The sequence below is a fragment of the Xanthomonas arboricola pv. juglandis genome (assembly GCF_001013475.1).
In the GTDB taxonomy this organism is placed as follows: Bacteria; Pseudomonadota; Gammaproteobacteria; order Xanthomonadales; family Xanthomonadaceae; genus Xanthomonas; species Xanthomonas arboricola.
Genome location: NZ_JZEF01000001.1, coordinates 771,852 through 783,557, shown reverse-complemented (window position 1 = coordinate 783,557; position 11,706 = coordinate 771,852). Strand labels below are relative to the sequence as shown.

7 protein-coding genes are annotated in these 11,706 nt (G+C 66.6%); all 7 read left to right on the top strand.

Annotated features, from left to right (window positions below):
- Nucleotides 1–31 precede the first annotated feature (31 nt).
- Nucleotides 32–340, top strand: a complete 309-nt coding sequence (locus XARJCFBP2528_RS03150; protein WP_026064926.1) for an STAS domain-containing protein — start codon at nt 32–34, stop codon at nt 338–340.
- A complete protein-coding gene (locus XARJCFBP2528_RS03145) occupies nt 337–702 on the top strand; it encodes a response regulator (protein WP_002806565.1) in 366 nt (121 codons plus the stop codon). Before XARJCFBP2528_RS03150 ends, XARJCFBP2528_RS03145 begins: the two co-directional genes overlap by 4 nt.
- Before the next feature lie 32 nt (nt 703–734).
- Entirely contained in the window at nt 735–2,738 is a 2,004-nt protein-coding gene (locus tag XARJCFBP2528_RS03140) for a chemotaxis protein CheA (RefSeq protein WP_016904976.1), read from the top strand.
- Between the two features lie 453 nt (nt 2,739–3,191).
- A complete protein-coding gene (locus XARJCFBP2528_RS03135) occupies nt 3,192–3,725 on the top strand; it encodes a hypothetical protein (RefSeq protein WP_047124300.1) in 534 nt (177 codons plus the stop codon).
- A 337-nt stretch (nt 3,726–4,062) separates the two neighbouring features.
- On the top strand, nt 4,063–6,240 hold the full coding sequence (locus tag XARJCFBP2528_RS03130) for a methyl-accepting chemotaxis protein (protein WP_047124299.1): 2,178 nt from the start codon (nt 4,063–4,065) through the stop codon (nt 6,238–6,240).
- Nucleotides 6,241–6,291: 51 nt separating this feature from the next.
- Nucleotides 6,292–9,078: a methyl-accepting chemotaxis protein gene (locus tag XARJCFBP2528_RS03125; RefSeq protein WP_047124298.1), complete on the top strand. Its 2,787-nt coding sequence runs from the start codon at nt 6,292–6,294 to the stop codon at nt 9,076–9,078.
- 211 nt (nt 9,079–9,289) lie between these two features.
- Nucleotides 9,290–11,545, top strand: a complete 2,256-nt coding sequence (locus XARJCFBP2528_RS03120; protein ID WP_016904873.1) for a methyl-accepting chemotaxis protein — start codon at nt 9,290–9,292, stop codon at nt 11,543–11,545.
- The last annotated feature ends 161 nt before the right edge of the window (nt 11,546–11,706 follow it).

Genomic DNA, 11,706 nt, shown 5'->3' with positions numbered 1-11,706 from the left:
GTACGCATAGAACCATCCGTTCGGAGCAACAATGAGCACAGTGACATTGGGTGAGGATCTCGGCATCGAGACCAGCGCCGACCTCAAGCAGAAGCTTGCCGCGTTCCTGGCCCAGGACGGCGAGGTGGTGCTCAATGCCGGCGACGTCCGGCGTATCCATACCGCCAGCGTGCAGTTGCTCTGTGCCTTTGTGCAGACCCGCCGCCAGGCGGGGTTGCATACCGAATTCGATGGCTGCAACGACACTTTTAGAGATGCGGCCCGTCTGCTCGGCGTCACCGACGCGCTCGGACTTTCCGCATCCAATGACAACCTGAAATCTGTGGAGAACGCCGCATGAGCGCACGTATCTTGGTGGTGGACGATTCGGCGTCAATGCGCCAGATGGTCTCTTTCGCCCTCACCTCTGCCGGCTTTGCCGTCGAAGAAGCCGAGGACGGCGCCGTGGCGCTGGGCCGCGCGAAGGGCCAACGCTTCAACGCGGTAGTGACCGACGTGAACATGCCCAACATGGACGGCATCTCGCTGATCCGTGAGCTGCGCCAGCTGCCGGACTACAAGTTCACCCCGATGCTGATGCTCACCACCGAGTCGGCGGCCGACAAGAAGTCCGAAGGCAAGGCCGCTGGTGCCACCGGCTGGCTGGTCAAGCCGTTCAACCCGGAACAGCTGATCGCCACCGTCCAGAAAGTTCTGGGTTAATTCCACTTGCCTCACCATCGGATGTCACGCCCATGAGCATGGACCTGCAACGTTTCCACGCCACCTTTTTCGAGGAAAGCCGCGAAGGGCTGGACGCGATGGAGGCCGGGCTGTTGTCCCTTGAAGAGGGCAACCGCGACCCGGAAATCATCAACTCGGTGTTCCGCGCCGCGCACTCGATCAAGGGCGGCGCTGCCACCTTCGGTTTCGAAGCGGTCGCCGGCCTGACCCACGTGCTGGAGACGCTGCTGGACGAGTTGCGCTCCAACAAGCGCCAGCTCGAGCCCAATGCGGTCGATGCCATGCTCGGCTCGGTCGACGTGCTGCGCGCACTGCTGCGCGAAGCCGAACACGGCACCCCGGCCGACCCGGCCGCGGTCAAGGCCGTGCATACCCGTTTGAACGCGGTGCTGGCCGGCGAAGCGCCGACCGCCGCGGCGGTGGCCAAGCCGAAGGAAGAAGAACCCGAAGCCTGGCATATCGGCTTCACCCCGGCGCCGTCGCTGTTCATGAGCGGCAACGACCCGCTGCGCATCATCCGCGAGCTCGAGCACCTGGGCCCGCTGCAGATTGCCGCGCGCCTGGAGCGCATGCCGGGCTTTGAGAACATCGACCCGCTGGAAGCCTACCTGGCCTGGGATCTGGGCCTGATCGGCAAGATTCCGCGCAGCAAGATCGAAGACACCTTCGCCTGGGTGGTGGACGATTGCGAGCTGGACATCCGCCCGATGGCGGTGCCCGGCCCGCCACCGAGCCTGGCCGTCGAAGCCGCCGCTGCGCCTGTCGCCGTCGCTGCGGCACCTGCCGCCGCTGCCGAACCTGCCGCCGCCGCTGCAACGCCGGCCAAGGCCGCCGCGGCCGAAGCGGAAACCTCGATCCGCGTCAGCGTCGACAAGGTCGATGCCCTGATCAATCTGGTCGGCGAGCTGGTCATCACCCAGGCCATGCTCAAGCAGGTCTCCACCGGCCTGGATCCGGCGCATGCCGAACAGCTGTTCGCCGGCCTGGATCTGCTCGAACGCAATACCCGCGACCTGCAGGAAGCGGTCATCGGCGTGCGCATGCTGCCGGTGGACGCGGTGTTCCGCCGCTTCCCGCGCCTGGTCCGCGACCTCTCCAGCCGCCTCGGCAAGCAGGTGCGCCTGCGCACCATCGGCGAAGGCACCGAGCTGGACAAGGGCCTGATCGAAAAGATTGCCGATCCGTTGGTGCACCTGGTGCGCAACTCGATCGACCACGGCCTGGAAATGCCCGATGCGCGTCGCGCCTCCGGCAAGGACGAAACCGGCACGATCACCCTGGCGGCCTCGCACCAGGGCGGCCACATCGTGATCGAAGTCAGCGACGACGGCCGCGGCCTCAATCGCGCCAAGATCCTGGAAAAAGCCGCCGAACGCGGCATCGCCGTGCCGGACAACCCGACCGACGCGCAGGTGTGGGACCTGATCTTCGCACCGGGTTTCTCCACCGCCGATGCGGTGACCGATCTGTCCGGTCGTGGAGTGGGCATGGACGTGGTCCGCCGCAACATCCAGGGCCTGGGTGGCGAAGTGCAGCTGGAAAGCAACGCCGGCAGCGGTACCCGCGTGCTGATCCGCCTGCCGCTGACCCTGGCCATCCTGGACGGCATGACCGTCTCGGTCGCCGGCGAAACCCTGATCCTGCCGCTGGCCTACGTGCTCGAGGCACTGCAGCCGGCGCCGGAAGACATCCGCTCGATGGCGGGCGATGGTCGGGTGCTGCGGGTGCGCGGCGAGTACCTGCCGATCCTGTCGCTTACCGACTACTACGGCTTCGGCGGGCAGCAGTCCTCGCAGGAACCGCTGGTGGTGGTGGTCGAAGGCGACGGCCAGAAGATCGCGCTGGAAGTGGATGAATTGCTCGGCCAGCAACAGGTCGTGGTCAAGAACATCGAGAACAACTACCGCCGTATCCCGGGTGTCTCAGGCGCCACCATCCTGGGCGATGGCCGGGTCTCGCTGATCGTGGACATCGGCGGGCTGGTGCGCTCGCTGCGTGTGCCGCAGGCCGCGTAACACGCCAGGCCACGCAACAAGCGCGGTGTGGCTCCTTCTCCCGCGGGAGAAAAGACCGCAGATTATGTGCGGTCACGACAAAGCCCTGGCAGCGATGCCGGGGCTTTTCATTTCTGCCAGGCACCGCAGTGCCCGGCACAGTCCCGTCAATTGCGCACCTGCCCGCGACGCGTGCCGCACGGCCTGCAGCCGCTGCCCCGGCGTGTCGGAACATGTCCGGCGCAGCGCCTACCCGCGCGCGCAGGGCCAACGACGATGACGCTCAACACGCCCCGATCCTGCCGGGGCGTTCTGCCATCTGGCAGCGACCGACAAACGCACACCCTTCGCAATACCCCTGCGTTTCCCCCGCAAACGTGCCGTCCGTCGAAAGGTGATCAAGCGCGCGCCGCGGCGGCCGATACAGGGAGCAATGAGGGCTGCCTGGCCCGCGCCACGTCGAAGGAAGTCCGCATGCCCACCGTCACCTCACCACGCGCTGTCCGCCACCTGCTGGGCTCGGTGTGCGCCGCCGCGCTGCTGGTTGCCAGCGTCTCGTTGCCGCCGTCCTTCGCAGCACCGGCCGCGCCGGTCTCGGTCCTGCTGGACAACGTGCCGGTGAACGCGCTGCAGTCGCTTGCCATCGACCTGGTGCAGTTGCGCGACGACCAGCGGGCGCAGCTTGCCGCAGCGCACGACCCTGCCCGCATCGAGGCCTATGACGAGCGCCTGGGCAACCTGCGTCAACGCATTGCACGGCATGCGGGCTACGTCCAGGCCAGCGCGCCGCAGGGCGAACAGGCGCGCCAGTTCGCGCTGGTGCAGCAGCAGTTGGGCCAGTACCTGGCGCAACATCGGCAGGCCAATCGCGCCCTGCACGATGGCGACCTGCAGTCTGCGCAGGCCCTGTCGCTGGGCCATGCCGGCGACACGCGCCACCTGCTGTGGACCGAACTGCAGACCCTGCAGCAGTCGGTGGCCAGCGTGGGCAACACGCAACGCAACTGAGCACTGCCCGCCCTGCGAGCCCGGTAGCCGCAGCGGCGTTGCAGCATTCCCGGTTAGCCAGCCCGGCGCTGCGCCAAACCACGCGGCCTGCCGTGCAGGTGCGCGTGCATCCTGCCCTGCCCCGGCTGATCCCGGTGCCGCCTGCCCTGCCCGCGCGGGTGCGCGCAATCGCCGCACGGCCCCGGCAATCGGATGACATGCCCGGCGTACAGCTACCGCCACCTCAAAAACCGCTGAAAAGCCGCCGTCGGACCGGCTGTCGCGCAGTGCTCAACATTTTGGGGATCAGGTCGCTATTCGACTTATCCCGGTCACATTCCTTTGCTGGATACCTGCCATGACCTTCAAGACCACGATTGCAAACACGCTGGCCAACGTTCCGCTCAAGCGCAAGTTCCTGGCGCAGACCGCGCTGGTGGCGCTGGGCATCATCGCGCTGGCGGTGATCGCCGCCCGCATGCAATACGTGGATCTCACCGATACGCGCCGCGATGGGCTCAAGAGCCAGATCGAGATGGCGATTGCGGTGGTCAACGGCTACGCCGAGCGCGCCGAGAAGGGCGAGATGGACGTGGACAGTGCCAAGAAAGCCGCGCTGCATACCTTGTCCACCATGCGCGCACGCGGCGGCGTGGATTACATCTACGTCACCGACCAGACGCCGGTGATGCTGATGCACCCCATCCGCCCGGATCTCAACGGCAAGCCGCTCAACGACGTGCTGAGCCCGGACGGCAAGCGCATTTTCCCGGCCTTCGTCACTGCGGCGCAGGCCGGCGGCGGCTACGTCGATTACGCCTGGGCCAAACCCGGCGAAAAGGAGCCGGTGCAGAAGACCTCGTACGCCGCGCTGTACAAGCCGTGGGGCTGGGTGATCGGCACCGGCGTGTATCTGGACGACACCCAGGCGCAGGCGCTGGCCTTCACCGGCGTCGTCACCCTGGCCGGCGGCGTGCTGGTGCTGCTCAACCTGCTGGTGGGCTGGCTGATCGGCAATTCGATCCTGGAGCCGGTGTCGCGTGCGCTCGCCGCCATCAAGGGCGTGGCGCGTGGCGACCTGAGCGTGCGCACCGCACAGCACGGCAGCGATGAAATCGGCCAGATGCTCAAGGCCACCGACGACATGGTGCACACGCTGGAGCGCTTCTCCGCGCAGACCAAGGTGATGGTGCACATGCACGCCGGCGAAGACGTCGGCCACCGCATGCCCACCGATTTCCCCGGTGTCTACGGCGAGCTGGCCGGCGGCATCAATACGATGATCTTCGAACACCTGGACGCCATCATCGATGCGATCGGCATCCTCAACGAGTACGCGCAAGGCGATCTGTCGCGCGACGCCGCGCGCCTGCCCGGTACCCGGGCGGTGCTGCACGAAGCGATGGATGCGGCCAAGGCCAGCCTGCTGGCGATCAACACCGAGATCAAGCGGCTGGCCCAGGCTGCGGCCAACGGCGACTTCAGCCAGCGCGGCGATGCCACGCGTTTCAGGCACGACTCGGCGCGCATGATCAACGACCTCAACGCGATGATGGACGTCAGCGACCGCAACCTGGGCAAGCTGTCCGAGCTATTGGCCGCGCTGGCCGAGGGCGACCTCACCGCGCGCCTGGACGGTGAGTTCCACGGCGTGTTCGCCCGCATGCGCGATGACGCCAACACCACCGCCACGCAGCTGGCCGGCATCGTCGGGCGCATCCAGCAGGCTGCCGGTGCCATCACCGGGTCGGCCAGCGAGATCGCCGCCGGCAACAACGACCTGTCGCAGCGCACCGAACAACAGGCAGCCAACCTGGAGGAAACCGCCGCCTCGATGGAGGAGCTCACCTCCACGGTCAGGCAGAACGCCGAAAGCGCGCGCCAGGCCAACCAGCTGGCAATCGGCGCCGCATCGGTGGCCTCGCAAGGCGGCCAGGTGGTCAGCCAGGTGGTGGACACCATGTCCGGCATCCAGACCTCGTCGAAGAAGATCGCCGAGATCATCTCGGTCATCGATGGCATCGCCTTCCAGACCAATATCCTGGCCTTGAACGCGGCGGTGGAAGCCGCCCGTGCCGGCGAACAGGGCCGCGGCTTCGCCGTGGTTGCCTCCGAGGTGCGCACGCTGGCGCAGCGCTCGGCCGGCGCGGCAAAGGAGATCAAGCACCTGATCGACGACTCGGTCGGCAAGGTGGCGCAGGGCTCGGCGCTGGTGGATCAGGCCGGCAAGACCATGGCCGAGATCGTGTCCTCGGTGCAGCGCGTGACCGACATCATGAGCGAGATCTCTGCCGCCTCGCAGGAGCAATCGGCCGGCATCGAGCAGGTCAACCTCACCGTCACCCAGATGGACGAGAGCACCCAGCAGAACGCCGCGCTGGTGGAAGAAGCCACCGCCGCCGCCAACGCCATGCAGCAGCAGGCGCAGCAGCTCGACGAGGCGGTGTCCAGCTTCCGGGTGACCGCGGCCTCGCCCGTGCAGCACGGCCCCGGCCGTGGTGCCGCGCGCGCGGAGGCCCTGCGCGTCGCCAGCTGATCGCCACCAGATCGCTCTCCCGTACCACCTCCTCACTTCGAAGCCACGCCCATGCCCTCGCCCCCCACGCAATCCCGCTCCGGCGGCAGTCTGGCGTACCGCCTGATGCTCGGCACCGCGGTCGCTGCATTGCTGTGCTTCGGCCTGACCGCGGCGATCAGCTACTGGCAAAGCAGTCGCGCGTTGATCGCTTCGGCACAGACCACGATGCAGAACGCGGCGCGCTATCAGGCCGAGCAGATCGGCAGCGAGCTGGGACAGGCATTCACCACCGGCCAGTCGCTCGCCAGCGCCCTGCTGGCGCAGCGTGCGCATGGCGGGGTGAGCCGCGAGGCGGCGGCGGCGATCGTGCACGACGCGTTGCAGAACCATCCCGAATGGGTGGGCATGGGCACCTTGTGGGAACCGCAGGCCTTCGACGGCAAGGACGGCGACTATGTCGATGCCCAGGGTCACGACAACACCGGCCGTTTCATGACCTACTGGGCCTACAACGGGCAGTCGCTGATCCGCGAGCCGTTGGTCGGCTACGAAAAGCCCGGCGACGGCGACTGGTACCTCAAACCGCGCGAGCTGGGCCGGCAGATCGTGGCCGGCCCCTACGATTACCAGATCGGCGGCAAGCCGGTGCTGATGACCACCTTGTCCACGCCCATCCTGGACCATGGCAACTATGTGGGCGTGGTGTCGGTGGATTTCGCCCTGGCAGCATTGCAGAAGCGCCTGAGCGCGTTGCGCCCGATGGACGATGGCTATGTCGAGCTGATCTCGCCGGCCGGGGTGATTCTGGCCTCGCGCGACGCTGCGCGGATCGGCAAGCCGGCCGACGGTGCCGACTACCGCGCGATGCTGGAGGCCACCAGGGCCGGCAAGGACTATCTGGACTTCACGCCGGACGCCGCCGGCACGGTCAGCGCCTATGTGCCGTTGCAGATCGGCCACGCGCAGGAGCGTTTTGCGCTGGGCGTGGTGGTGCCGTATGCGGCGATCATGCAGCAGGCACATCGCCTGTTGTGGACCATCCTGGCGGTCGGCCTGGGCTCGGCGCTGGTGCTCAGCGTTGCGCTGTTCGCACTGTTGCGCCGTCAGGTGGTGGGCCCGCTGGATGCCGCTGCAAAGGTGGCAGGTGCCATTGCCTCCGGCAAGCTGGACAACCAGATCGCCGCGCAGCGCCAGGACGAGGTGGGCCGCCTGATGGGCGCCATGCAGCGCATGCAGACCGACCTGCGCCAGCGCATCGAACGCGATGCGCAGATCGCCAACGAGAACCTGCGCATCCGCACCGCGCTGGAACATTCGGAGATGGAAGTGCTGCTGGCCGACGAGCAGCACACGGCGGTGTTCATCACCCAGGCGCTGCACAACTCGTTGAAGCGCAGCGAAGCGGCGTTTCATGCCAAGGGCCAGCAGGGCTTCAGCGCCGATGCGGTGGTCGGCAACCCGCTGGACTATGTGTTCGGCACCGATGCCGACGGCAAGGCACGCATGCAGCGCCTGCAGCAACTGCAGTCCACCACGTTGGAGCGCTACGCCTTCGGGCCGGTGACGCTGGATCTGAGCATGACCCCGCTGTACGCCGCCGATGGTCATCGCAGCGGCAGCATGCTGCTGTGGCGCAATGTCAGCGCCGAGGTCAGCACGCAGGCAGAGGTCGCCGCGCTGGTGCAGTCGGCGCTGATGGGCGACTTCGGCCAACGCCTGGCATTGGACGATAAGCACGGCTTCTATCTGGAATTCGGCCGTCAGCTCAACGGCCTGCTGGAAACCACCTCGCAAGGCCTGGAACGTATTTCCAGCCTGCTCAGCGCGCTGGCCGAGGGCGACCTCACCGTGCGCATGGACGGACAGTTCCAGGGCGTGTTCGCCCGCATGCGCGACGATGCCAACGCCACCGTGGCGCAACTGACCGGCATCGTGGCGGGCATCCAGACCTCGGCCACGCAGATCAACGCGGCCGCCAGCGAGATTGCCGCCGGCAACAGCGACCTGTCGCAACGCACCGAACAACAGGCCGCCAACCTGGAGGAAACCGCCGCCTCGATGGAGGAGCTCACCTCCACCGTCAAGCAGAACGCCGAGCACGCGCGCCAGGCCAACCAGCTGGCGATCGGCGCGGCCGATGTCGCCTCGCATGGCGGCGCGGTGGTGGCGCAGGTGGTCACCACCATGTCCGGCATCGAGATCTCCTCGAAGAAGATTGCCGAGATCATCAGCGTGATCGACGGCATCGCCTTCCAGACCAATATCCTGGCCTTGAACGCGGCGGTGGAAGCGGCGCGTGCCGGCGAACAGGGCCGTGGTTTCGCCGTGGTCGCCACCGAAGTGCGCACGTTGGCGCAGCGCTCGGCCGGCGCGGCCAAGGAGATCAAGCACCTGATCGACGACTCGGTGGGCAAGGTCGCGCAGGGCGCGTCGCTGGTGCAGCAGGCCGGCACCACCATGGCCGAGATCGTGGCCAGCGTGCAGCGCGTGACCGACATCATGGGCGAGATCTCCGCCGCCTCGCAGGAGCAGTCCAGCGGCATCGAGCAGGTCAACCTCACCGTCACCCAGATGGACGAAGCCACCCAGCAGAACGCGGCACTGGTGGAAGAAGCCACCGCCGCGGCACGCGCGATGGAAGAACAGGCCGGCCAGCTGACCGATGCGGTGGCGGTGTTCAAGCTCGGCCACGTTGGCAGGCCGGCGGCGATTGCCGCCGCCACACCCGGCGTCAGCCCGGTTGCGCCCTCCACACGGACACCGGCCGGCAAGCGCGCTGCCATGCCGCCGCGTCCCCCTACCCGCAAGTCGCCCGGCAGTGTCGCCGGCAACGACAGCCAGTGGCAGGATTTCTGAGTGCAGCGGCGCTGCCCTGACCGGGGCGGCTCCCGTGCACCTTCAGCGCCACCGGCGTGCGCACCCTGCCCGCCACGGCCGCGTTGCCGGCGGCTGATCGCCGCACACACCGGCCGGCGGCCCTACCGTTCGTCCTTCAAAAATAAAGAATCATCCCGGGCGGCCGTTAGCGTGCTGGAGAGCGTCCCTGCGCAATGTCCCGGAGTCACTGATGAACAAGTTCAACGATTGGCCGATCCGCCGCAAACTGATGGTTGCCTTCTGCCTGAGCGCCGTGCTCACCGCCTTGCTGGGCGGCCTGGGCTATTCACGCATGCGGCAGATGCAGCAGCAGGCAGTGCTGATCAATGAGGATGTCGTCCCGATCCTGAGCAAACTCTCGGAGCTGCGTGCCTTCGGTGGCGAATTCCGTATCTACGAATCCGGTCAGTTCGTCAATCTCGAGGATCCGGAACGCTATGCCTACTTTCTCACCCGCATGGATGATATCCAGGGCAAGTACGCGCAGACACAAAAGGCGCTGGCAGCGAAGATCGACGCTGCGTCGCCGCTCAAGGCCGCGTACACCAAGCTTGCCGAACAAAGCGCGAGCTACTTTCAAGCCAACAAGACGCTGCGTACGCTCTACAAGCAGCCCGACTATGCGGCGGCAGTGCTTGCAAACAAGCAATCCGGTGACATTCGCAAGGAATTGTTCGAGACGATCGACAAAATGTATGCCGAGCAGTCGACCGCGCTGGCCAACATGGTTGCCGCCAGCAGCGCCTCGTTCAAGCTGACCAGCGCGGTGTTGCTGCTCGGCACGCTGCTGATGGCGGCACTGTCGGTAACCTTTGGCTGGCTGATCGCACGCAGCATCACCAATCCGCTGTCCAAGGCGCTGGGCGCCATCAAGGCGGTCTCGCGCGGCGACCTGAGCGTGCAGGTCCACAAGACCAGCAACGACGAGATCGGCCAGATGCTCGAGGCCACCGGCGGCATGACGCAGATGCTGCGCCGCTTCAGCGACGAGACTGCGCGCATGTCGCACCTGCATGCGGCCGAAGACATCACCCACCGCATGCCGGAGGATTTCCCCGGCGTGTACGGCACGCTGGCCGGCGGCATCAACACGATGATCTTCGAGCATCTGGATGCCATCACCGACGCGGTGCGCATCCTCAACCAGTACGCACAGGGCGACCTGACCCAGGACGCACGCCGCCTGCCGGCCAGCCGCGCGATCCTGCATGAAGCGATGGATGCGGCCAAGGCCAGCCTGTTGTCGATCAATACCGAGATCAAGCAACTGGCGCAGGCCGCAGCCGCCGGCGACTTCAGCGCACGTGGCGATGCGGCGCGCTTCAAGTACGACTTCGCGGTGATGGTGGCGGATCTGAACTCGATGATGGAGGTCAGCGACCGCAATCTGGGCAAGCTGTCGCAGCTGCTCGGCGCAGTGGCCGAAGGCGACCTGACCGCACGCATGGACGGGCAGTTCCACGGCGTGTTCGCGCGCCTGCGTGACGATGCCAATGCCACCACCCAGCGCCTGACCGATATCGTCGGCCGCATCAAGCACTCCACGCTGGCCATCAACACCGCTGCCGGCGAAATCGCCGCCGGCAACAACGACTTGTCGCAGCGCACCGAGCAGCAGGCCGCCAACCTGGAAGAAACCGCCGCCTCGATGGAAGAGCTCACCTCCACGGTGAAGCAGAACGCCGAGCATGCGCGCCAGGCCAACCAGCTCGCCATTGGTGCGGCCGACGTGGCCTCGCACGGCGGCGCCGTGGTCAGCCAGGTGGTGGACACCATGTCCGGCATCCAGACCTCGTCCAGGAAGATCGCCGAGATCATCTCGGTCATCGACGGCATCGCCTTCCAGACCAATATCCTGGCCTTGAACGCGGCGGTGGAAGCGGCGCGTGCCGGCGAACAGGGCCGTGGCTTTGCCGTGGTCGCCTCCGAGGTGCGCACGTTGGCACAGCGTTCGGCCGGCGCCGCCAAGGAAATCAAGAGCCTGATCGACGATTCGGTCAGCAAGGTGGCCGAAGGCTCGGCGCTGGTGAACCAGGCCGGCAGCACCATGAGCGAGATCGTCTCCTCGGTGCAGCGCGTCACCGACATCATGAGCGAGATCTCCGCCGCCTCGCAGGAACAGTCGGCCGGCATCGAGCAGGTCAACCAGACCGTCACCCAGATGGACGAGGCGACCCAGCAGAACGCCGCACTGGTGGAAGAAGCCACCGCCGCCGCACGGTCGATGGAAGAACAGGCGCAACAGCTCACCGAGGCGGTCGCCCTGTTCCGCCTGTCAGCCGAGCTCGAAGCGGTGACCCGCGCCACGCCGGTGGTGCGCCAACTCGCTGCCAAGCGGCCTGCCGCCGCCAGTGCACCGGCGCCTAGGCCGCAGGTCGCCAGGCCGGCGGCACGTGCTGCCGTGGCGTTGGCTCCGTCCAACGAATCGGACTGGGCCGAGTTTTAGGCCTCGCCGCAGCGGCCGCACACTGGCCGCCGTCAAACGCAAGCCGCGCTCTCCAGAGCGCGGCTTTTTTTATGCCGCGCCACGCTTTTTAAAAGGCGCATCAACCCGATAAAGAATAAAACAGCATTCGAATAACTTTTTATTTATGTAGCAATACGATT

Coding starts and splice junctions, on each gene's coding strand:
- XARJCFBP2528_RS03150 (WP_026064926.1), top strand. CDS start 32: ATGAGCACAGTGACATTGGGTGAGGATCTCGGCATCGAGACCAGCGCC.
- XARJCFBP2528_RS03145 (WP_002806565.1), top strand. CDS start 337: ATGAGCGCACGTATCTTGGTGGTGGACGATTCGGCGTCAATGCGCCAG.
- XARJCFBP2528_RS03140 (WP_016904976.1), top strand. CDS start 735: ATGAGCATGGACCTGCAACGTTTCCACGCCACCTTTTTCGAGGAAAGC.
- XARJCFBP2528_RS03135 (WP_047124300.1), top strand. CDS start 3,192: ATGCCCACCGTCACCTCACCACGCGCTGTCCGCCACCTGCTGGGCTCG.
- XARJCFBP2528_RS03130 (WP_047124299.1), top strand. CDS start 4,063: ATGACCTTCAAGACCACGATTGCAAACACGCTGGCCAACGTTCCGCTC.
- XARJCFBP2528_RS03125 (WP_047124298.1), top strand. CDS start 6,292: ATGCCCTCGCCCCCCACGCAATCCCGCTCCGGCGGCAGTCTGGCGTAC.
- XARJCFBP2528_RS03120 (WP_016904873.1), top strand. CDS start 9,290: ATGAACAAGTTCAACGATTGGCCGATCCGCCGCAAACTGATGGTTGCC.